Annotated in this window: 23 protein-coding genes and 1 pseudogene; 13 read left to right on the top strand and 11 right to left on the bottom strand. The window is 59.4% G+C overall.

The annotated features are described in order from the left end of the window. Positions 1 to 117 precede the first annotated feature (117 nt). On the top strand, positions 118 to 1,122 hold the full coding sequence (locus ACP7E6_RS16510) for a 2-hydroxyacid dehydrogenase (RefSeq protein WP_426230844.1): 1,005 nt from the start codon (positions 118 to 120) through the stop codon (positions 1,120 to 1,122). Between the two features lie 4 nt (positions 1,123 to 1,126). Here ACP7E6_RS16510 and ACP7E6_RS16505 read toward each other — a convergent pair whose 3' ends face one another. The 3 genes from ACP7E6_RS16505 to recF are packed head-to-tail and all read right to left on the bottom strand — an operon-like array spanning position 1,127 to position 3,492. Continuing rightward, positions 1,127 to 1,597, bottom strand: coding sequence for a GNAT family N-acetyltransferase (locus ACP7E6_RS16505; protein WP_426230843.1), 471 nt, complete (start codon positions 1,595 to 1,597; stop codon positions 1,127 to 1,129). Beyond that, positions 1,594 to 2,355: a molybdopterin-synthase adenylyltransferase MoeB gene (moeB, locus tag ACP7E6_RS16500; RefSeq protein WP_426230842.1), complete on the bottom strand. Its 762-nt coding sequence runs from the start codon at positions 2,353 to 2,355 to the stop codon at positions 1,594 to 1,596. Before moeB ends, ACP7E6_RS16505 begins: the two co-directional genes overlap by 4 nt. A gap of 12 nt (positions 2,356 to 2,367) precedes the next feature. Continuing rightward, the gene (recF, locus tag ACP7E6_RS16495) at positions 2,368 to 3,492 is read right to left on the bottom strand and encodes a DNA replication/repair protein RecF (protein WP_426230841.1); all 1,125 of its coding nucleotides are present in this window, start codon (positions 3,490 to 3,492) and stop codon (positions 2,368 to 2,370) included. A 215-nt stretch (positions 3,493 to 3,707) separates the two neighbouring features. Here recF and ACP7E6_RS16490 point away from each other — a divergent pair, with 215 nt between their 5' ends. From ACP7E6_RS16490 to ACP7E6_RS16480, 3 genes and pseudogenes are all read left to right on the top strand, one after another. Continuing rightward, positions 3,708 to 4,169 (top strand): MarR family winged helix-turn-helix transcriptional regulator, encoded by a 462-nt coding sequence (locus tag ACP7E6_RS16490; RefSeq protein WP_426230840.1) that lies wholly within the window; start codon positions 3,708 to 3,710, stop codon positions 4,167 to 4,169. Next, positions 4,162 to 5,363, top strand: a pseudogene (locus ACP7E6_RS16485) (HlyD family secretion protein). Before ACP7E6_RS16490 ends, ACP7E6_RS16485 begins: the two are co-directional and overlap by 8 nt. Positions 5,364 to 5,368: 5 nt before the next feature. Continuing rightward, positions 5,369 to 6,910, top strand: coding sequence for a DHA2 family efflux MFS transporter permease subunit (locus ACP7E6_RS16480; RefSeq protein WP_426230839.1), 1,542 nt, complete (start codon positions 5,369 to 5,371; stop codon positions 6,908 to 6,910). A 6-nt stretch (positions 6,911 to 6,916) separates the two neighbouring features. Here ACP7E6_RS16480 and ACP7E6_RS16475 read toward each other — a convergent pair whose 3' ends face one another. From ACP7E6_RS16475 to dnaK, 4 genes are all read right to left on the bottom strand, one after another. Continuing rightward, a complete protein-coding gene (locus ACP7E6_RS16475) occupies positions 6,917 to 7,636 on the bottom strand; it encodes a glutathione S-transferase (protein ID WP_426230838.1) in 720 nt (239 codons plus the stop codon). A gap of 129 nt (positions 7,637 to 7,765) precedes the next feature. Further along, positions 7,766 to 8,896, bottom strand: a complete 1,131-nt coding sequence (gene dnaJ, locus ACP7E6_RS16470) for a molecular chaperone DnaJ (protein ID WP_426230837.1) — start codon at positions 8,894 to 8,896, stop codon at positions 7,766 to 7,768. A gap of 244 nt (positions 8,897 to 9,140) precedes the next feature. Then, positions 9,141 to 9,734 (bottom strand): GNAT family N-acetyltransferase, encoded by a 594-nt coding sequence (locus ACP7E6_RS16465; RefSeq protein WP_426230836.1) that lies wholly within the window; start codon positions 9,732 to 9,734, stop codon positions 9,141 to 9,143. Positions 9,735 to 9,823: 89 nt separating this feature from the next. Beyond that, entirely contained in the window at positions 9,824 to 11,746 is a 1,923-nt protein-coding gene (dnaK, locus tag ACP7E6_RS16460; RefSeq protein WP_426230835.1) for a molecular chaperone DnaK, read from the bottom strand. Between the two features lie 439 nt (positions 11,747 to 12,185). Here dnaK and ACP7E6_RS16455 point away from each other — a divergent pair, with 439 nt between their 5' ends. The 3 genes from ACP7E6_RS16455 (at position 12,186) to ACP7E6_RS16445 (ending at position 13,746) form a co-directional block, all read left to right on the top strand. Beyond that, positions 12,186 to 12,905 carry a hypothetical protein gene (locus ACP7E6_RS16455; protein ID WP_426230834.1) on the top strand — a complete coding sequence of 240 codons (720 nt, stop codon included), beginning with the start codon at positions 12,186 to 12,188 and terminating at the stop codon, positions 12,903 to 12,905. A gap of 4 nt (positions 12,906 to 12,909) precedes the next feature. Beyond that, the gene (locus ACP7E6_RS16450; protein WP_037103752.1) at positions 12,910 to 13,278 is read left to right on the top strand and encodes a hypothetical protein; all 369 of its coding nucleotides are present in this window, start codon (positions 12,910 to 12,912) and stop codon (positions 13,276 to 13,278) included. A gap of 99 nt (positions 13,279 to 13,377) precedes the next feature. Beyond that, a complete protein-coding gene (locus ACP7E6_RS16445; protein WP_426230833.1) occupies positions 13,378 to 13,746 on the top strand; it encodes a hypothetical protein in 369 nt (122 codons plus the stop codon). Between the two features lie 74 nt (positions 13,747 to 13,820). On the opposite strand, the gene ACP7E6_RS16440 is transcribed toward ACP7E6_RS16445, so the two are convergent. Further along, positions 13,821 to 16,064, bottom strand: a complete 2,244-nt coding sequence (locus tag ACP7E6_RS16440; RefSeq protein ID WP_426230832.1) for a transglycosylase domain-containing protein — start codon at positions 16,062 to 16,064, stop codon at positions 13,821 to 13,823. 409 nt (positions 16,065 to 16,473) lie between these two features. Here ACP7E6_RS16440 and ACP7E6_RS16435 point away from each other — a divergent pair, with 409 nt between their 5' ends. The 4 genes from ACP7E6_RS16435 (at position 16,474) to ACP7E6_RS16420 (ending at position 17,665) form a co-directional block, all read left to right on the top strand. Then, positions 16,474 to 16,620 carry a hypothetical protein gene (locus ACP7E6_RS16435; protein WP_426230831.1) on the top strand — a complete coding sequence of 49 codons (147 nt, stop codon included), beginning with the start codon at positions 16,474 to 16,476 and terminating at the stop codon, positions 16,618 to 16,620. Between the two features lie 116 nt (positions 16,621 to 16,736). Next, entirely contained in the window at positions 16,737 to 17,063 is a 327-nt protein-coding gene (locus tag ACP7E6_RS16430; protein WP_426230830.1) for a hypothetical protein, read from the top strand. A gap of 120 nt (positions 17,064 to 17,183) precedes the next feature. After that, positions 17,184 to 17,378: a hypothetical protein gene (locus ACP7E6_RS16425; RefSeq protein WP_426230829.1), complete on the top strand. Its 195-nt coding sequence runs from the start codon at positions 17,184 to 17,186 to the stop codon at positions 17,376 to 17,378. Between the two features lie 23 nt (positions 17,379 to 17,401). After that, on the top strand, positions 17,402 to 17,665 hold the full coding sequence (locus ACP7E6_RS16420; protein ID WP_426230828.1) for a DUF2934 domain-containing protein: 264 nt from the start codon (positions 17,402 to 17,404) through the stop codon (positions 17,663 to 17,665). 57 nt (positions 17,666 to 17,722) lie between these two features. Here the strand turns inward: ACP7E6_RS16420 and ACP7E6_RS16415 are convergent, their stop codons facing one another. Then, positions 17,723 to 17,875 carry an entericidin gene (locus ACP7E6_RS16415; protein ID WP_426230827.1) on the bottom strand — a complete coding sequence of 51 codons (153 nt, stop codon included), beginning with the start codon at positions 17,873 to 17,875 and terminating at the stop codon, positions 17,723 to 17,725. A 377-nt stretch (positions 17,876 to 18,252) separates the two neighbouring features. Here ACP7E6_RS16415 and ACP7E6_RS16410 point away from each other — a divergent pair, with 377 nt between their 5' ends. Both ACP7E6_RS16410 and ACP7E6_RS16405 read left to right on the top strand, forming a co-directional pair. After that, positions 18,253 to 18,462: a cold-shock protein gene (locus ACP7E6_RS16410; RefSeq protein ID WP_056338617.1), complete on the top strand. Its 210-nt coding sequence runs from the start codon at positions 18,253 to 18,255 to the stop codon at positions 18,460 to 18,462. 261 nt (positions 18,463 to 18,723) lie between these two features. Next, positions 18,724 to 19,212 (top strand): hypothetical protein, encoded by a 489-nt coding sequence (locus ACP7E6_RS16405; RefSeq protein WP_426230826.1) that lies wholly within the window; start codon positions 18,724 to 18,726, stop codon positions 19,210 to 19,212. A gap of 12 nt (positions 19,213 to 19,224) precedes the next feature. On the opposite strand, the gene ACP7E6_RS16400 is transcribed toward ACP7E6_RS16405, so the two are convergent. Then, complete coding sequence (locus ACP7E6_RS16400; protein WP_426230825.1) at positions 19,225 to 20,187, bottom strand: lysylphosphatidylglycerol synthase domain-containing protein; 963 nt, start codon at positions 20,185 to 20,187, stop codon at positions 19,225 to 19,227. 102 nt (positions 20,188 to 20,289) lie between these two features. Continuing rightward, positions 20,290 to 21,678, bottom strand: coding sequence for a M20/M25/M40 family metallo-hydrolase (locus ACP7E6_RS16395; RefSeq protein WP_426230824.1), 1,389 nt, complete (start codon positions 21,676 to 21,678; stop codon positions 20,290 to 20,292). Positions 21,679 to 21,699: the final 21 nt, after the last annotated feature.

The following is a 21,699-nucleotide window of genomic DNA, read 5'->3' as shown; positions in this document are numbered from 1 at the left end:
TGGGAACATCTCGAGTTTTGTTTGTCTTCCCCACCGGGTCTGGTAGAAAATGGAACTGCAGGGAGAACGATCACTCATCTTGGTTAAAAACCCGTCAACAAGGCGAAGCAGGCAGCAATGACCGCGAAGAAAAAACCCAAGGTCTACATCACCCGCAAACTGCCCGATGTCGTCGAGACGCGCATGCGCGAACTGTTCGACGCTGAGCTCAACATCGACGACACGCCGCGCACGCAGCCCGAACTGGTGGCAGCCGTGAAGCGGGCAGATGTCCTCGTTCCGACCCTTACCGACCGGATTGACGCCGCACTGATCGAACAGGCCGGACCGCAGCTGAAACTAATCGCCAGCTTTTCCAACGGCGTCGACCATATCGATGTCGATGCCGCCGCGCGCCATGGCATAACCGTGACCAACACGCCAAACGTGTTGACCGAAGATACCGCCGACATGACGCTGGCACTCATTCTCGCCGTTCCGCGCCGGCTGACGGAAGGGGCCAATATCCTGACCGACCGCAAGGGCGAATGGGCCGGCTGGTCACCGACCTGGATGCTCGGGCGCCGTATTTCCGGCAAGCGCATCGGCATTGTCGGCATGGGCCGGATCGGCACTGCCGTCGCTCGACGCGCCAAGGCTTTCGGGTTGTCGATCCATTACCACAATCGCCATCGCGTCAGCACCGAGACCGAGGAAAAACTGGAGGCGACCTATTGGGATAGCCTCGACCAGATGCTCGCCCGCGTCGATATCGTTTCGGTCAATTGTCCGTCGACACCAGCGACCTACCACCTGCTTTCGGCACGACGGCTGGCGCTGATGCAGCCGACCAGCTACATCGTCAATACGGCCCGCGGCAGCATCGTCGATGAAGTCGCGCTGATCAAATGCCTGCGTGAAGGCAAGATTGCCGGCGCCGGGCTCGACGTGTTCGAGAACGAACCGGCCGTCAACCCGAAGCTCGTCAAGCTTGCCAGCGAAGGCAAGGTGGTGCTCTTGCCGCACATGAGTTCGGCAACGCTTGAGGGCCGCATCGACATGGGCGACAAGGTGGTGATCAATATCCGCACCTTCTTTGACGGCCACCGCCCCCCGGATCGTGTCCTGCCCGGCCGCGATTGATCCCTCAGAGCGTCTTCCGCATCTCGACGAAGGTCGGACGGGAAAAACCGGGATGGCAGCCTTCCGCAGTGCGGACAAAGCCCCACTTCGCGAAGACAAGGTGGTTTTCCGTAAGCTCGATTCGCATTTCGAGGCGCAGGCAGGGCAGTCCGCATGCGACAGCGTAGGCTTCGGCCGCCTGCAACAATAGCCGCCCTATACCCTTACCCTGCGCATCCGGAGCAACGGCAAGCTTGCCGATATAGAGACAATCCGGCGGTTCCGGCTTGCAGAAGATACAGCCCAGCAATTGACCGTTCTCGATAGCTGCATAGGCTTTCTCAACCCGCGCCTTTTCCATCAGCAACGGTAGGGTCAGCAGCAGTGCAGACGATGGCGGATCGATGCGGGGCTGCATATAGGTGAAGGAGGCAAGGATGAGCGCCAGAAGCGCGTCCCAATTGCCGAACGTTTCATCGATCGGGACGAGGTTCACCGCGTTCTCCGGCTGTATTTGATGGTCTCGAACCGTGCGGCGAGCCCGTCATACATCAGCAGGCGGCCAATGAGTGGCTCACCAGCGCCGGTGATGACCTTGATGCCTTCCATAGCCTGCAATGTACCGATAACGCCGGTCAACGCGCCAACGATACCGGCTTCGGCGCAGGAGGGCACGACACCCGGCGGCGGCGGTTCGGGAAAGAGATCGCGATAGCCCGGATTCTGGCGGCCATCGGCCGCCTTCTTCCACGGCTGGAGAACAGTCAGCGCCCCATCGAAGCGGCCGACGGCGGCCGTCACCAAGGTGATTTCCAGACGCTCCGCCGTATCGGCGGCGAGATAGCGGGTGGTGAAATTGTCGGAGCCATCGACAACAATGTCATAGGCGGAAAACAAGGTGTCAGCATTGGCCGCCTCCAGCCGCTCCACATGCCGAATTACATCCACATGCGGATTGATCCGCTGGAGTGCATCCGTGGCGCTGTCAGCTTTGGTACGGCCGATATCGGGGGTGCCATGGATGACCTGACGCTGCAGGTTCGACAGCGAAACAGTATCGTCATCGACGATGCCCAGCGTGCCGACACCGGCGCCGGCGAGATATTGCAGGACCGGCGCACCAAGGCCACCGGCACCGATGACCAGCACCCGAGCCGCCTTCAGCGCCTGCTGCCCGGCCCCACCGATTTCCGGCAGGATGATGTGGCGGGCATAGCGCTGGATTTCTTCGGCATTCAGAGGTTGTTTGCTCATGATATCGAACTCTCACCCGGAAACGGTGCCGTTGGCAACGGTGAGATAACGCGCACGGTCGCCAAGGGCTGAAAACATCGACTGGTCGGTGCCGGTCATGAACGCCTGGCCGCCGAGATCGTCGACAAGATCGAACAGCGCCGCCCGCCTGCCTTCGTCGAGATGGGCGGCGATCTCATCGAGCAGCAATACCGGCGAATGGCCGGTCATATTGCCGACCAGGCGGGCATGGGCGAGGATCAGGCCAACGAGAAGCGCTTTCTGTTCGCCGGTCGAGCACCGCGCGGCTTCCATGTTTTTGGCACGGTGACGGATCAACAGATCGCTGCGGTGGGGGCCATCGAGCGTGCGGCCTGCGGCGGCGTCGCGGTATCGGCCAGCCCTCATCATTTCCAGATATTGCTCTTCCAGATCGAAGGCCGGGCGATGCCATTCGCCGTCGAGAAAACCGGAGAGCGCCAGGTCAGCGGCCGGGAACACGCCGCCTTCATGATTGCGATCCACCAGCCCCGCCAAAAGACCGAGCATTTCCTGCCGCGCTAGGGCCATCGAGATGCCAAGCTCTGCCATCTGGCGCTCAAGGCCCGTCAACCAGACCGGATCCGGGCGCCCTTCCGACAAAAGCTTGTTGCGGCTGCGCATGGCGCGCTCGTAATCGGTGGCGCGGCGGCCGTGTTCCGGATCGAGCGACAGCACAAGCCGGTCGAGAAAGCGGCGGCGGTCACCAGAGCCGCCGGTGAACAGGCCGTCCATGGCCGGTGTCAGCCAGAGCACGCGCAAATGATCGAGAAGTTCATCGACCGTCTTGACCGTCGTCCCGTTCAACCGAAGGCGGCGTGTCTGGCCTTCGTCGGTGCCTGCAGTGCCCGTACCGATCTCAACCGGGCCGTCCATGCCCTCAAGCTCTGCAAACACCGAGAAGCCCGTCTCTGCTCCGACCCGCGCCACATCGGCATAGGCGGCACGGCGCAGCCCGCGCCCCGGCGACAGGAAGGAAACGGCTTCCATCAAATTGGTCTTGCCCGCACCGTTCTCGCCGGTCAGCACCACATGGCGGGTGTCGAGATCGAGCGATAGTCCCGCATAATTGCGAAAATCACTGAGCTTCAGACGGGAAAGAGAAACCTTGTGCGGCATGGGGAATCCGGTTTGCGTTGGGGTGAGAGCTAAGCCGAGAGGACGCCGATGGCAAGGCGGAACATCGGTTAGCGTCACGTCCGAGGCCATGGCGCCGCAGATCACCGAGATGTGGCAGAAAAATTACCGCAGCGCACACATGCCTGATTGCGCAGGTGCGAATACTCAAATAAGATTGCTTATCTTATGCATGCTAATGATATGGCACTCAATCCATGAACCTCACCCCTACCCTGGGTTTTCTGCTTCACGACGTAGCCCGCCTGCTGCGCAAGCGCTTCGAGCAACGCGCGAAACACATGGGCCTGACACGCTCGCAATGGCAGACGATCGCCTATTTGGCACGCAACGAAGGCATCCATCAGAGCGGTCTTGCCGAACTCCTGGAAATCGAACCGATTACCCTGATGCGGGTGCTCGACAAGCTTGCCGAGCGCGGCTTCATCGAACGGCGACGCCACGAGACCGACCGACGCATCTCGCTTCTCTACACAACCGAACTGGCAAGGGGGCTTTTGTCCGATATGCGCGCCATCGGCGACGCAACGCGTTCCGAAGCCTTGCAAGACATTCCCGATGAGGACCGTGAAAAACTCGTCACCATTCTCGACCTGATGAAATCCAACCTCCTGCAGGCCTGCCGCGCGCCGGCCGATAAAGAAACCCACCATGGCTGACTCCCTCCGCGTACCCGCCAATGCCAATATCACCGCCCCTGAAACGTCCGAAGCTGTGACAGCCGAAGCAAAGATCAACACCGCACCTCCGGCATCTGCCGATCCTGCCCCTGCCGCCGGCATCGTTCGCCGCCGCCGCAGCCTGAAGCGGCCGATCCTGTTTGCACTGCTGCCGATCGCGCTGATTGCCGGCGGCTACTTCTATGTGACCGGCGGCCAGATTATGGAAACCGACAACGCCTATCTGCAGGCGGACATGGTCGGCGTTTCGACCGATGTTGCCGGTACCGTTGCCACCGTCAATGTGCACGAGAATGAAACGGTCAAGGCCGGACAGGTTCTATTCCAGTTGAAGCCGGATTCGTTCCGCATCGCCTTGGAAGGGGCTGAGGCCAAGCTCGCCGCCTCCCGCAACGAACTTTTGAACCTCAAGGCGAGCTACGCCCAGACGCTGGCGCAGATTGCCCAGGTCGAGGCCGACATTCCCTATTACCAGACCGCTTTCGACCGGCAGCCGACCCTGATCACCAATGCTGCCGCGTCGCATGCAACCTATGACCAGGCCAAGCACGATCTCGACGCCGCCAAGCAGAAGGTGACGGTTGCCAAGGCCCAGGCCGCAACGACGCTGGCCCAGCTGGGCGGCGATGCCAATCAGCCGATTGAGCGAAACCCGCTCTATCTCGAAGCCAAATCGGCCGTGGACGACGCACAACGCCAGTTGGACGACACGACGGTGCGGGCACCGTTGACGGCGTCGTCACCAATGTCAACGCGCTGCAACCCGGCAGCTATCTGGATGCAGCACAGCAGGCCTTCTCGCTGGTCTCGACCAAGAACATGTGGATCGCGGCCAATCCGAAGGAAACCGAGCTTACCTATGTGAAGCCGGGCCAGCCGGTGACCATCACCGTCGATACCTATCCGGGGATCGAATGGAAGGGCAAGGTCGCCAGCGTCAGCCCGGCTTCCGGCGCCAGCTTCGCGCTGCTGCCGGCACAGAATACGTCCGGCAACTGGGTAAAGGTGGTGCAGCGCATTCCGATGCGGGTGACGATCGACGACACCGCCGGCAAGCCGCCGCTGCGTGTCGGCATGAGCACGCTGGTTGCCGTCGATACCGGCCGTGCGCGCGGAATGCCGGACATGATCCAGAAACTTCTCGGCCATTCGACCGCCCACGCCCAAGAGTAACGGCCATGAGCAGCATAGCCTCTGCCGCCACGACGCCCGTCGCCAATCGCGGCGCCATCACCGCCTGCATCATCCTTGCGGTAATCATGCAGGCGCTGGACACGACCATCGCCAATGTGGCGCTGCCCTACATTCAGGGCAGCGTGGCGGCGAGCGCGGACCAGATCAACTGGGTGCTGACTTCCTACATAGTCGCCGCCGCGATCATGACGCCGCCGTCCGGGTTTCTGGCGGCGAAGTTCGGCCGCAAGCGGGTTCTGCTGGTGGCGATCGTCGGCTTCGTCGCGGCTTCGGTGCTTTGCGGCCTCGCCCAATCGCTGCCGCAGATCGTCGGTTTCCGCCTGCTGCAAGGCCTGTTCGGCGCAGCGCTCGTTCCCCTGTCGCAGGGCATCCTGCTTGACATCTATTCGGTCGAGGAACGCGGATCGGCGATGGCGCTGTTTGGCGTCTCGGTGATGGTCGGCCCGGTGCTCGGCCCGGTCATTGGCGGCTGGCTGACGGAAAATATCAGCTGGCGCTGGGTGTTCTACATCAACGTGCCGATCGGTGCGCTGGCCTTTGCCGGCATCAGCATCTTCGTCAAGGAAACCAGGCTGGACACGCAGGCGAAACTCGACTGGTTCGGCTTCGGCATGCTTAGCCTCGGCATCGCCTCGCTGCAGCTTTTCCTCGATCGCGGCGGCCAGCTCGACTGGTTTTCTTCGGGCGAAATCCTGATCGAAGCCATCGTCTGCGCCAGTGCGTTTTATCTGCTGGTGATCCATACGCTGACGACGGAAAAATCCTTCATCAATCCGCGCCTTTTCCTCGACCAGAACTTTGCCGTCAGCATGCTGTTCATCTTCGTCGTCGGCGTCACCTATCTGGCCTCGCTGGCGCTGATGACGCCCTATCTGCAATCGCTGATGGGCTATCCCGTCGTCACCGCCGGCATCGTCATGGGGCCGCGCGGGCTCGGAACGATGGTCTGCATGTTCGTCGTCGGCCGCCTGATCGGCAAGGTCGATACGCGCATCCTGCTGTTCACCGGATTGGCGATCACCGCCTGGGCGATGTACGACATGATCGGCTGGACGCCGGATGTCTCGCAGTGGACGATCATCTCCGTCGGCTTCATTCAGGGCGCCGGGCTCGGCTTTCTGTTCGTGCCGCTGACGACGATCGCCTTTGCGACGCTGCCGGCCGAAATGCGTGGCGATGGCACCGGGCTCTACAATCTCTCCCGCAATATCGGCTCCAGTGTCGGCATCGCTGTCGTCTCCGCGTTGCTGATTGAAAACACCCAGATCAATCATGCTTCGATCGCTGCTTATGTCACCCCGTTCAACCATGCCTTCCAGGCACCGGCGGCTGCGGGGTTCGATCCGATGACTGCCGTCGGGCGTGCTTCGCTCGACAATATCGTCACGCTGCAGGCGACGATCATCGCCTATATGGACGACTTCAAGCTGCTGATGATCATGTCGCTGGCGGTGATGCCGCTGGTCTTCCTGCTGCGCAAGCCGAAGGCTCCGCCGGCAATCGACCACAGCGCGGTGATGGAGTAAGCGGCTTTAACGCCGGTCGAGCTCCGGATAATAGCGGAAGATGCCCTGTTCGTTGAAGGCAAGCCGCCGTTCCGAGGTCAGATAGGCCTTGATCCGCGATAACTCGCGAACCTGCGCATTCAGCGTAACAAGGAGCGGAAAGTCCGGCTCTACCGCCGTCATCGCGGCTGGAAAAGCATAACGCAGCCCCTCGATGAGGTGGAACAGCGACAGATCGACATAGGTCAGTGTTTCGCCCAAGGCATGTACCTGCCCTTGGCTGTTCTTCGCCAGCTGCCCTTCGAAATAGCCAAGGAATTTCGGTAGCCGTTCTTCGCGAAAATTCCCGGCGCGACGCAGCGCCTCGTCCTTCTGGTCCTCGTAATAGAGCGACACGCCGATCGGATGATGGACGTCGTGGATTTCAGCGACGAAATCCGTGATGCTGAGTTGCAGCCCATGCGCGGTTATCCGCCCAGCCTCGTCTTCGGGCGCGAGAGCCAGCCGATTACCCAAATAAAGCAGGATATTGGCGGCGTGGGAGATGACGAGGTCTCCATCCTTCAGGAAAGGCGGGGCAAGCGGCGTAACGCCCGCCGTCCTGGTCTTCATCATCGCCATCATCCGTGCCATGCCGCCGTCATTGCGGGCGACATCGATGTAGTCCGCACCCGCCTGTTCCAGCGCCAGACGAACGAACTCACCCCGGCCGGGGATGCCGTCCCAATAATAGAGTTCGTAGGTCATGGCGCACCTTTCGCGTTGGGATACAGCGTGGCTGCAGGACTGGCCGCAGACAAAAAAGCCGGAGGCATCGCTGCCTCCGGCTATCATATATTGCCAATTATCCGTTCGGCCAGTCGCCGATTGCGGCGATCACTCGATGTCGAAGAAATCCTTCATGCGGGAGAAGAAGCCCGCCGATTCCGGATTGTTTTCCTTCGACGACAGCTCCTCGAACTCCTTCAGCAGCTCGCGCTGGCGCTTGGTCAGCTGCTGCGGCGTCTCGATCTGGATCTGGATATAGAGATCACCCATCTGGCTGGAGCGCAGCACCGGCATCCCCTTGGCCTTCAGGCGGAACTGCTTGCCAGCCTGTGTGCCTTCCGGCACCGAAACCCGCGACTTGGTACCATCGAGCGTCGCCACATCGAACTTGCCGCCAAGGGCTGCCGTCGTCATCGAGATCGGCACGCTGCAATAAAGATCGGCGCCGTCGCGCTGATAGAACTCATGCGGCTTTACCGACAGGAAAATATAGAGATCGCCGGAAGGCCCGCCACGCAGACCGGCTTCACCCTCGCCGGACAGGCGGATACGGGTGCCGTCCTCGATGCCGGCCGGGATATTGACCGAGAGCGAACGCTCTTCAGTGATGCGGCCCTGGCCGTGGCACTTGCCACACGGGTCGGCAATCGTCTGGCCGCGGCCCTGACAGGTCGGGCAGGTGCGCTCGATCGAGAAGAAGCCCTGGGCGGCACGCACACGGCCGGAACCCTGGCAGGTGGCGCAGGTGGTCGGCTTGGTGCCGGGCTTGGCACCCGAGCCGGTGCAGACATCGCAGGTGATCGAGGTCGGCACACGGATCTGCGCCGTCTTGCCGGCATAGGCCTCTTCGAGCGAGATTTCCATATTGTAGCGCAGATCGGCACCACGCTCGCGGCCGCCAGACGAGCGCCGCTGCCGGCCGCCGCCCATCATCTCGCCAAAGATGTCTTCGAAAATATCGGAGAACCCGCCGGCACCACCGCCCATGCCAGCGCCGCCGCCGCCCATGCCGCCCTGTTCGAACGCTGCGTGACCGTAGCGGTCATAGGCTGCCCGCTTCTGCGGGTCCTTGAGCATCTCGTAGGCTAGACTGATCTCCTTGAACGTCTTTTCAGCTTCCGCATCGCCAGGGTTCTTGTCCGGATGATACTTCATTGCAAGTTTGCGGAAAGCGCTCTTGAGCTCCTTCTCGTCTGCTGTTTTCGCAACGCCGAGCGTTTCGTAAAGATCACGTTTCATACTTGCAGAATGTCCTGTTGAATAGGCGCGTCGAAACCGGCTGCCCGGCGGTCGCCAAATTTCCTTGCAACAGGATTTAGTAAACCTTCAAGCGGGATACCATAGGCAATACACTATCTCGGCCTCTTTTTCTCGGAAAAGCATTGAATCAAGCTCTCTCACCTTCGTTCCGTGCCTTTGGGCAAGATCGATTCGGGGCAGAAACGGATTTGATTCCGTACCGGAACGGCTTCTTGGCATTGGGTCACGCATCGTCCCGGCCGCAATCAAGAAATTTCATGAAATAGACGGATGCCTTGGCAGCCCCGTGAGGATCGACAAAATGGTGAGGAACAACGCCGATTTCCCGCCAGCCCAAACGGCGATAAAGCCGTTCCCCGGCCCCACCCAAAACCGTATCGAGAATAAGGAGCGAACGCACTAGCCGTACAGCTTCCGTCTCTACAGCCAACATCAGCGCGGTACCGACACCTCTACCCTGGAAATCACGGTGGACGAGCAATTTGAAAATCTCCGCCCGATGCGGAGCATTCGGTTCCGGGGACAGATATAGCTGGACCATTCCGACGATCTGCCCGTCGATCGTGGCGCAGAAAAGCAATCGTTCTTGTTCGGCAATGGCGTTGAAAACACTCAGCCAATAGGCCTCTGACTGCTCGCGGCTGAAGGGCAGGACAAATCCGACGACCGCGCCATCTTCGACGCTTTGGACGAGTATCGTTGCAAGCCGGTCCAGATTCTGCGCCGCATACGCCCTGTCGACAATCGAGATTTCCATTTCGCCCCTCAACTGGCTATACAGCTGCCGCAGTGTGACCTGGAAGGCTTTGGCGTTCAACGGGTCGCCGTGGGGCCGTGTTCATAACCGAAAACAAAAAACCCGGAGCTTTGCGGCTCCGGGCTATCTGACGGATATTTGAAAAAGACTTATGCGGACTTCTTACGGTCGTCCTCGTCTTTGACTTCTTCATAGTCGGCATCGACGATGTCGCTATCGCGGGCTGCATCGGCCTCTGCATCCGCATGGGCCGTTTCAGTCTGCTGCGATTCGTACATCGCCTGGCCAAGCTTCATCGAAGCTTCGAGAAGCGTCTGGGTCTTGGTCTTGATGTCTTCAGCATCCGGCTCGGAGGCTTCGACGGAGGTCTTCAGAGACGCGATCGCATCGGAGATCGCGGTGCGCTCGGCTTCCGTGACCTTGTCGCCGAATTCCTTCAGGGACTTTTCCGACGAATGAATCAGGCTTTCGGCCTGGTTCTTCGCTTCGACGCCTTCACGGCGCTTCTTGTCGCTCTCGGCATTGGCCTCGGCATCCTTGACCATCTTCTCGATATCGGCGTCGGACAAACCGCCCGATGCCTGGATGCGGATCTGATGCTCCTTGCCGGTGCCCTTGTCCTTGGCCGAAACCTGGACAATGCCGTTGGCGTCGATATCGAAGGTGACTTCGATCTGCGGAACGCCACGCGGTGCCGGTGGAATGCCGACCAGGTCGAACTGGCCAAGCAGCTTATTGTCCTGGGCCATTTCGCGCTCGCCTTGGCTGACGCGGATGGTCACGGCATTCTGGCTGTCTTCGGCCGTCGAGAAGGTCTGCGACTTCTTCGTCGGGATCGTCGTGTTGCGTTCGATCAGGCGGGTGAACACGCCACCCAGCGTTTCGATGCCGAGCGACAGCGGGGTCACGTCGAGGAGCAGAACGTCCTTGACGTCGCCCTGCAGAACGCCGGCCTGGATCGCGGCGCCCATGGCAACCACTTCATCCGGGTTGACGCCCTTGTGCGGCTCCTTGCCGAACAGCTGCTTGACGATTTCCTGTACCTTCGGCATGCGGCTCATGCCGCCGACCAGAACGACTTCGTCGATCTCGGCTGCGGTGACGCCGGCATCCTTAAGGGCTGCCTTGCACGGTGCAACGGTGCGCTGAACCAGCTCGTCAACCAGGCTTTCGAACTTGGCGCGCGACAGCTTCATCGTCAGGTGCTTCGGACCGGTGGCATCCGCCGTGATGAACGGCAGGTTGATTTCGGTCTGCTGCGACGACGACAGTTCGATCTTGGCCTTTTCAGCAGCTTCCTTAAGGCGCTGCAGAGCCAGCTTGTCGTTCTTCAGGTCGATGCCCTGATCCTTCTTGAACTCGGCTGCAAGATATTCGACCAGACGCATGTCGAAGTCTTCGCCGCCGAGGAAGGTGTCGCCGTTGGTCGACTTCACTTCGAAGACGCCGTCGCCGATTTCCAGAACCGAGATATCGAACGTACCGCCGCCCAAGTCGTAAACGGCGATGGTCTTGCCGTCCTTCTTGTCGAGGCCGTAAGCGAGGGCTGCTGCGGTCGGCTCGTTGATAATACGGAGCACTTCAAGACCGGCGATGCGGCCTGCATCCTTGGTTGCCTGGCGCTGCGCGTCGTTGAAGTAAGCCGGAACGGTGATAACAGCCTGCGTGACCTTTTCACCGAGATAGGATTCTGCGGTTTCCTTCATCTTCTGAAGGATCATGGCGGAGATCTGCGACGGGGAATAACCCTTGCCCTGCGCTTCGACCCATGCGTCGCCATTGTCGCCCTTGACGATCTTGTAAGGAACGAGGGCCTTGTCCTTTTCGACGAACTTGTCGTCGTAACGGCGGCCGATCAGGCGCTTGACGGCAAACAGCGTGTTTTCCGGGTTGGTGACGGCCTGACGCTTGGCCGGCTGGCCGGTCAGACGCTCGCCATCGTCGTTGAATGCAACGATCGACGGCGTGGTGCGTGCACCTTCCGCATTCTCAATGACCTTCGCGTCCTTGCCGTCCATGACGGAGACGCAGGAGTTGGTCGTTCCCAAGTCGATACCGATTACTTTAGCCATGTCGTTCTCTCCTTGCAGCGGACTGTCAGAACCCGGTCAGGCATTCATGCGACAGCCCCTAACGGGATGGTCTGTGGAATATTCGCAGCGAAAACTGCGGTGATGGGGCGTATATAAGGACCAGTGTTTCGGACTGCAAGGCATGACGACGCCACGAAGCCGAGGAAATCAACGCCTATTATGATGAAGCATCGCGCGCCGTTACGGAAATCAGCAATCCTCTCTTGAAGCGATTGCGGTTCTCGCTCCAGAACAGCGGGGACGTCCAGCAGGCATGGCGGTGTCGATGCGATCGTCTGCTGCGGGAAAATCATCGCATGTTCATTGGGTTGACCAGAACATAATTGTTTCGCAGGCTTTTTCCAGCCTGAATTTATCCCCGCCGCCTCTACACCACGCACAATTGTCCGACTGAATTGAAAAGCGGATGGCGTGGCCAATGATTTCGACAGACCCGGCAGACTTGAGCCTGCGAAAACTCAGCTACCGGCAGGCGGCGATGGCCGTCGAAATTCGAGCGCTGACCTTATGCCTGGAATGGAAAGCCGGTTTTCGCCCCGAGCAGCCGCGGGTGCCAGCCGGCAATCCCGATGGCGGGCAATGGGCCGGAGACGGTTCCGACAGCCGGCCGATCCGCGTCAACCGCCGCGGGCCTCGTGGCGCGGGACAAGTCCGCATTCTCGACAGATGGCAGCCCGTCACGCCTGGGCAGGAAGCGCGGCTGGCGGTCAGTATTGGCCGGATGCAGGAAGCGTTACGCGCCGTTCAAAGACGTGACCCGAACTGGCGGCCGACCCCGCAAGCCTACGAGACGGTCGAGGGGCTGATACGAGCCAATGAACCCGTAACACAGGAGGCGATGCTCCGCGCACTTCAGTTGAGGCTGCCGCGGACAGGCATCGGACCCTTTGCTAAGGAGTGGATTGCGGCGCCAGCAACCAACAGGCGGCTGACCAGGAGGGAACAGGCGGAAATCGATCGCATCGGCCGTACCTACGGATGCCACTGGTGTGGTATAAAGACATCGGGAACCAAGCGCGGTCATTTTATTGGCGACCATCAGGTGCCACAATCGCTTGGCAAACCAAGTAGAATTTATCCGCATTGCTGGCCGTGCAGTCAATCACAAGGTGGACTTTTATCGAAAAGGAGATTTTGACACCATGACCGTGCAGCACCTGTCGATCGCTCCGGAATATGTGAGCTTTTACGTTGCAGGCCGTCGAAATGTCGATATTCCGACGCACATGGATAGGCGAGGTGTCCTTTCGTCAAAAGACTGCATTCTCATTCCCGCGCTCTATTGGAACGACGGGGACACGCACGTGACGTTTGGACCAGCTTCCGAGATTGAGGAGAAACGGGAGCCTGATTTCAACGGGATTCTGAACACCCCCAATCAAGAAGTTATCTTATTTGACGCGAACCAACCCCAATACGCCATTGCGCGTGTCCCATCCGCGAAAACCCGTATCCAAGTCTGGATGGATCACCCGATCGAGCCAGAGAACGTGGTTATTGCCTGGGGATAAGCAAAAGTCGTGCAGCCAAGAGATGCTGCCCGATGACGAGTTGATGTTGAGCGCAGTAAATCACAAGGCGGGCTGATATCTCAAGAAAGGGAATACTTGATGTCCGTAAAGAAAATTACAATCACGCCCGAATACCTGAGTATCTATGTTGCAGGTCGTCGCAATGTGAAGATTCCTCTCCACATGGACAGGCAAGGAATATTTTCCTCTCCTGACTGCATCAACGTTCCAGCTTACTATTGGAGCGACGGAGATACCAATGTGACGTTTGGACCAATTACGGAAATTACAGGGATAAGAAAACCTGATTTCGACGGGATTCTGAACACCCCCAATAACGAACTTATTTTGTTTGATGCTATCGAGCCCGAATTCGCCAGTGCACACGTGCCGTCCACGAAAACTCGGATTCGTGTCTGGATCGATCACCCGATCGAGCCGGAAAACGTTGTCATCGCTTGGGGATAGCGGCTGTTCAAATTGACTCAGTCCTACATGGAAAACGACTCCCATCGTCAGGAGCACCAAATGGCGGCGGCGGTTCAACCGCCGGTCAGGATGTCAAACAGGGTCGTGCGGCGGGTCGCACCGGTGGTCTCACCGACATCGGCTGGTGGTGTAAGCCCGGAATTTGCCGCCTGCGCCGGCTGATCGAAATCCTGCGTGCCAGCCATCTGTCCGTTGGCGACGGGTGCTTGCGGAAATTCATCCGCCGCCCCCTTGCCGAACGTGCCCGAGATAACATCGCCAACGCTTTCGGGTGCGGCCTGATTGCCGTCGAATGTCGGCTGGATCCCGGTCGTGCCGAAGACCGGCGAGGGCGACAGGCCTTCATGGGCGGCCGTCATGAAATCATGCCAGGCCTTGGCCGGAAGACCGCCGCCGGTGACCTTCTTCATCGACTTGCCATCATCATTGCCGAACCAGACCCCGGTGGTCAGATTGCTGGTGAAGCCGACGAACAAAGCATCACGGAAGGACTGGGTCGTGCCCGATTTGCCGGCTGCCTGCCAGCCCTTCAGCCGGGCAGCCTTGCCGGTACCATGATCGATCACGCCCACCATCATCTGGTTCATCTCGCTGACAACAGCCGGATCCAGCACACGGGGTGGATTGTCATAGGTATTTTCATAAAGAACAGTGCCGTCAGCCGTTGAAATCCGCCGGATCACATGCGGCGTCGCCTTGAAGCCGCCATTCATGAACGGCGCATAGGCTGACGTCAGCTCGACAAGGCTGACCTCCGAGGTTCCGAGCGCGATCGAGGCGTTCGACTGCATTTCGGATTCGATACCGAGCCGGCGCGCCAGCTTGATGACATTCTGCGGGCCCACCTCCATCACCAGTTGGGCGGCGATGGTGTTGAGCGAATTGGCCAGCGCATTGGCGAGAGTCACCTCGCCGCGATATTTCTGATCGTAATTCTCCGGCGTCCAGTTGCCGATCCGGACCGGCGCATCATTGCGGATCGACATCGGTGTGCGGCCGATTTCCATGGCGGCAGCATAGACGAAGGGCTTGAAGGCCGAACCCGGCTGGCGCCTTGCCTTGACGGCGCGGTCAAACTGGCTTTCGGCATAGTCACGGCCACCGACAAGGGCGCGGATGGCGCCGGTGCCATCGATCGATACCAGCGCGGCTTGAGAGACATCCAGTTTCTGCCCGGATGCATCGAGGCTTGCAGCCAGTGTTTCCTCGGCCTTCTTTTCCAGATTGATATCGAGCGTCGTATCGACGATCAGATCCTGGCTGATCTCGCCGACCATGCCCGGCAGTTGGTCCATGACCATGTCGGCAACATAATATTGCGCACCGGACCAGAAGCTTTTCGCCTTGGTCGGTGTCTGCGACATCGCGGTCTTGATCTCGCTGTCGGTGATGAAGCCTTCCTCGCGCATGGCGCCGAGTACGACCTGGGCCCGCTCTTCGGCAGCCTTCGGATCGCGCGCCGGCGAGAGGCGCGACGGCGCCTTCAGGAGGCCTGCGAGCAAGGCCGCCTCGCCCAGGTTCACATCCCGGGCGGATTTGTTGAAATAGCGCCGCGAGGCCGCTTCGACACCATAGGCATTGGAACCGAAGAACACCCGGTTCAGATACATCGCAAGAATCTGGTCCTTGGTGTATTTCTGCTCCAGCCAGACGGAGAGCAGCACTTCCTGCACCTTCCGCTCGAGCGTGCGCTCCGGCGAGAGGAACAGGTTCTTGGCCAGCTGCTGGGTGATTGTCGAACCGCCCTGCACCATGCGCCCAGAGGTGATATTGGTCAGTATCGCCCTTCCCAGACCGAGCGGATCGACGCCGAAATGCGAATAGAAGCGCCGGTCCTCGATGGCGATGACCGCCTGCGGAATATAGGGCGACATGTTTTCGAGCGACAGCGCCTCGCCGCCGGTGGCGCCGCGATTGGCAATGATATCGCCGCTGACAGCCAGTATCTTGACGTTGGGCGGCCGGTCCGGAATGGCCCAGGTGGTGGCGCTTGGCATGCGCGATCCATAATAGAGCACCAGTCCGCCAACGCCGATGGCGCCCCAAATTCCGAGCACGACGCACCAGTAGACCAGCGACCGGACCAGGCCCGTCAGGCCTCCCCCACCACGCGAACCGCCCCTTCTGCTGGTTTTTCGTGAACTGGTCTTCTTCGCTCCAGGCTTCGAACCACCGGATTTCGTGCCGCCGCCACTGACGCGTTCGCCGGCATTCATGCGCAGATCGCCGTCATCCTGACCGCGTCCACCTTCAAAGGAAGGTTCAATCCTCTGCCCTGATGTTCGATTTCCTGCCATGTCGGGGTGGGTCTGCTCCAGCTGGGCGTTTGGGGAGCGTGGCCGGCACATAGTCCGCAACGCACGATTTCGCACCGTGCGATGAAGTGTAAATGCGGCGATTTAAGGGGGCGTTAAATTCACGGCCTCAAGTGCCGCCGGTTCCCGGCCGCGCGAGAACGCACTTGCGGAATGCGGCAATAATCGCCATGTAATGATCAGCACCGACAGCGGTGGCTGAAGCAATTCCATCGCTTCAGCGCGGCCAACTCAAATCCGCTCGCCAGATTTTTGGAACATGCGGCAAGCGTGTCCTTAATTCTCTGACCCAGCCTGTTACTCTTTTGCTAGACCGTTTCGCGACGGAATGGCCGCTTTTGTGACGTTAAGCGTTCCGGCGGCCTCAAACAACGATCCAAGGAGACCACCCATGTCGACCCCCTCAGACAAGCCCTACGAACCGATCTCTTTCGCAAAGAAACACCGGATATCCGTTGAAGACGCCCGCAACATCCTCGACCAGGCAGCCGGCGATAAAAAGGCTGCCGACAAGCATGCGCGGCGTGTCAGCGTTTAAATTTTGATACCCTGTGGGCGGCACCGCTGCATCGACGTGCCGCACAACAGACTTTCCATTGTTGGGAACCATTCCACTGGCTAACTCGTTTGTCGGTCGGCAACAGGAGAACCAAGATGGCAGAAACAACCAATAACGACATTGAATCATTGCGGGCCGAAGTGGCGCGCCTTTCCAAAATCGTCAGCGCCCAGAGCGCTCAGGCTTACAGTGATGTCCGTGACCGGGCATCCAGTGTGCTTGATGCCGCAGCACCTGTGGCCCGAAAAGCGGTAAGTGCAGCCCGGACCGAAGGCAGCGCCATCGCTCAAACCGCCCGGGAACATCCGGCAGCGGCTGGCAGCGCACTGACGTTTGCGCTGCTGGTCGGAGGGGCGATCGGCTTTTTGCTGGGGGCTGCCTCCAAGCAGGAGCCGGAACCTTCCCGCCGCCGATATTGGTAACGCACGGACTGCCAAAGCGGCGTGCAGATTTGAAAGGCCCCGATCGGGGCCTTTTTTCATGAGACACCGGAACTTTTTTCCCCAAATCCGGTTATCCGAGCCTCAAACAGGGGATTTGCCATGGGCCAGATTTATCATCTCAATTCAGAAAACGACGAGCTTCTGTCAGAGGCTGAAAAAGCTTTCGATCTCTCTGCGCGTAGGCAGGCACTGCTGAGAAACGTTCGCGACGTGCCGGAAACGCCGCGCCGGAAACCGGTTCTGAAAGCCCTTGCCGGCTTGCTCATTCCTGTTTCGCACGGCCTGCAAAACTGAAACCCTATCGCGGCGGAAGACCAATGGAAAACGACATAGAAACCAAAATCCGGAAGCGCGCCTACCAGCTTTGGCAGGACGACGGCTCGCCCGACGGCAAGCAGGAAGACCACTGGGCAGCGGCTGCACGCGAAATCGACGGCGGCGAGGGTGAAGGCGGAGATGCCGTTAACCAGAGTGTCGTGCGCGAAGCGATCCGCGAACACACCGATGCGTTTGTTGTGGCGACCGATCTGGACGACGCAGATCAACGCGAAAGCTCGCCCGGCACGCGCGAACAGCCGTAGCCGAACCTTTCTCCCGAGAGTTCGCCGCCATTGGCGAGCCCATGTAAATTTCTTCTGTCAATTCGCGTTGGCACGCGCAACGCGGTGGGTCGCATCATCCAGCGCATGACTGGTCTGTACGCCATCCCGCTTCATGCCTCGCACAGTGTTGGCACATCCGGACAGCGAAAGTAGAGCCAGGCAAACGGCAGCTATCAGGAACCTCGACATTTTTGGTCCTCCACTTCACAGAGATAAACAGGACATGACGCCGCCATTAAATAAATCAACCGGCGTGCGGAAAATACCGTGCCGCGCTCAAGATGGCTGCGGATAATTTCTGAGGCAAAATCGAAAAAGAGTGCGTCTCCAGCTTGGTATTCGGCTTATAAAATCCAATAAAAACAATGCGTCAGGTTAAAAATGAATATTAAAACTTGACTGACGAGCTTTGATAACCTATTTGAGCTTTGGTCGATATTTGTTAGATGACTTTGGTTTTTGCGACTTGTGCGCAATCGGACGAACTTTCCTTCAGATTCGAACAAAAGCTTTTCCGTAACGTTTACGGGATGGTTCAACATAATTTGCTAGAGAAAGGGATCGTTATGGCCACTGGCACAGTAAAATGGTTTAATTCCACAAAGGGCTTCGGCTTCATCCAGCCGGACGACGGCAGCCAGGACGTTTTCGTACACGTTTCTGCTGTTGAGCGCGCTGGTATGCGTGGCCTCAATGACGGCCAGAAGATCAGCTTCGAGCTCGTCAAGGACCGCAAGTCCGGCAAGATGTCTGCAGACAACCTGCAGGCTGCTTAATTAAATCTGGCGCGATTATCCGCGCCGGAGAAATGCGCTTCCGCGGTTGACCACGGATGTACTGGCAGGAGTGTCGAAGCGTGTTGTGAAAGGTCGGGTTCTCCCGGCCTTTTTGTTTTTTGGGGTCATGCCTTTTGCAGCACCCCGGCTTTTTGCAGCACTCGGCTTTGGCGGCGCGGTTTTTAGCGGCTAATGCTAGGCTGCACCTTCAAATCGCCTTATCCGCATTGAAACTCCCTGTGAACAACAGGAGTCGTGTGCATGAAAGCCATTCTCATTTCCCTTTCGACGGCTGTAGCCCTGGCAGGGTCTACCGTTCACGCCGACGCCCAGGATCAGGCGGCCTATATCGACGACCGCTCGGATGGCCCCGCTCTCGTCCGCTCGCTGTACAATGCCATCAATCGCCATGAATATGCCCGCGCCTACAGCTATTTCAGCGATCCGGTCGATAGCTACGAAACATTCGTGAAGGGCTATGAGAAGACTGTGGACGTTCAGGTCTTGATCGGCTCCGTGACGCAGGAGGGGGCGGCCGGCAGTATCTATGCTCCGGTTCCGGTGGCTATCAAATCCACGGAGAAAGGCGGCAACGAAAAGATCTTCGCTGGCTGCTACATCACCCGTATCGTCAATGCCGCCATTCAGGAGCCGCCCTTCGCGCCACTGCATATCGAGAGCGCCGAGCTTGAGAATGTTGCGGGGCCCCTGGAAAAAGCGCTGCCAAAAATCTGCCACTCGCCCTCATAGGGCAGGCCAAGCTCAGGCACCGTCTTTTTCGCCAGCCTCGGCCTTGCGGCCGGCAAGGAACTGTCCCCGTTCGAAAATCACCACGACGGTGAGCGCAATCAGAAATGGAACGATCAGGTAGAACAGGCGGAAGATGGCAAGCCCTGCGAGAACCCCGGCCGGGTCCATTTCTGGCAGTGCGGCGATAAACACCAGCTCCAGCACGCCGAGACCGCCCGGCGCATGGGAGAGCAGAGCTGCGGAAAACGAGGCCAGAAACACTCCGAGAATCACCATGTAACCTGGGTTTCCGGCTTCGGGCAGGGCGAAATAGATGATGCCAGCGGCTGCGATCAATTCGACGGGAGCAATCACCAATTGGCGCAACGCTAACGAAGGTTTCGGATATTCCAGCCGGAACCAGCGGGTGTGCAGCGGCCGGAACCCGACGAGGCTGCCGACGATGTAAAGTGCAATCAGCGCCAGAATGATCAGGCCGGTGGAAATGGACGCGCCGATCGGCAGGAAGGTGGCGAAACGGGCGGTAATTTCGGGCTCGACCAAAAGCACGATGGCTGCGAGCATCAGCGTGCCGAGCGCGAATGTGAACGAGCAGAAGGCGACGAGAATGCCGGTCTCTCCGGCCGTCAGCCCCTTCGATCCATAGGCCCGGTAGCGCACGACGGCGCCGGAAAAGACCGAGGCGCCGACCGTATGCGACAGCGCATAGGCCGTGAAGGAACACACGGTAATGAACCAGAGCGATATTTTGTGGCCGAGATGCTCGAGCGCCAGGTGATCATAGGCCGCCAGCGCCGCATAGGCGGCCAGCGTCGCAGCTCCGGCCAACAACCAGCTTTTCAGCGATACCGCTTCCAGGCTTGCCATGAAATCGGCGGCCGAAAGGCCGTGAAGCTCATGATAGAGACCATAAAGCGAAAACACGATCGCGGCGAGACCTATCAACGGCCAAGCGAGTTTGCGTACCGTTTTCATGAGGCGATTATTCTTGAATTCTGTAGCTGGCAAAATGTCATCTGCACGAAAAGAACACCCCCGACCGGCCTGGTCAAGGGTGCTAACCGTTAACGTTGGCGCTTAAACCGCGAGCGCGTCGAGAATCCGGATCCACGAACGGATGCCCTTGTGGAAGGACTGAAGCTCGTACTTCTCGTTCGGCGAGTGAATGCGATCATCCGAAAGGCCAAAACCCACCAGCAGGGATTCCATGCCGAGCATCTTCTGGAAATCGCCGACGATCGGGATCGAGCCGCCCATGCCGATCAGAACCGCAGGCTTTGGCCATTCATCGGAAAGAGCCGATTTTGCCGTGTTCAGAAGCGCCGAGTCGTAAGGCAGCTGGATCGCCGGAGAGCCGCCGTGCTGGTGAAACTCCACCGAGCAATCGGCCGGGATTTTCGAGGTGACATAGGCACGGAATGCGGCGCGGATCTTTTCAGGGCTCTGTGCGCCAACAAGGCGGAAGGAAACCTTGGCGGACGCCTGCGCCGCGATCACGGTCTTGAACCCTTCGCCGGTATAACCACCCCAGATGCCGTTGACCTCGGCCGTCGGCCGGGCCCAGGTCAGCTCCATGACCGAACGGCCCTTTTCGCCTGACGGAATCGACAGGCCGATTTCGCCAAGGAATTTTTCCGTCGTCATGCCCAGTGTGTCCCAGGCGGCCTTGATCTGCGTCGGCATTTCCTCGACGCCTTCATAGAAACCGTCCAGCGTGACGCGGCCGGTCTCATCGTGCAGCCCGGCGAGGATTTGCGACAGGATATGGATCGGATTGGCGGCGGCACCACCGAAATAGCCGGAATGCAGATCACGGTCGGCGGCGGTGATGACGATCTCCTCACCGACGAGACCGCGCAGGCCAGCAGAGATCGCCGGTGTATCGCGGTCCCACATATTCGTATCGCAGACCAGCGCGTAGTCAGCCTTCAGTTCGGCTGCGTTCGCTTCCAGGAAGGGCTTCAGCGATGGCGAACCGGATTCCTCCTCACCCTCGAACAGAATGGTGACTTCGCAGGGCAACGCAGCGTTGACATCCTTGAACGCGCGGCAGGCCTCGACGAAGGTCAGGAGCTGGCCCTTGTCGTCAGCCGTTCCACGCCCCGTGATGACCTTGCGGCCGCCATCCAGTTGCTTGATCGACGGCTCGAATGGAGCGGTGTCCCAGAGATTGAGCGGATCGACCGGCTGGACGTCGTAATGGCCATAGAACAGCACGTGCGGCGCACCGGCCTTGCCGGCCGCGTGATGGGCAACCACCATCGGATGACCGGGCGTGTCACGCACCGATGCTTCGAAACCCAGGCTGGTCAATTCGGCGACCAGCCATTCCGCCGCCTTGCGGCATTCCGCCTTGAAGGCCGGATCGGTGGAGATCGACTGGATGCGGACCAGATCGAAAAGCCGCTCCAAGCTTTTTGGGAGATTGTGGTCTGCGCGGGTGAGAATGCTGGCCGTGTCTGTCATGTCGGAATCCTTGTTGTCGCG

This window comes from Pararhizobium sp. DWP3-4, from assembly GCF_049898205.1.
Classification (GTDB): Bacteria; Pseudomonadota; Alphaproteobacteria; order Rhizobiales; family Rhizobiaceae; genus Pararhizobium.
The sequence above is the reverse complement of the archived record's forward strand: the minus strand, read 5'-3'. Positions and strand labels throughout refer to the sequence as shown.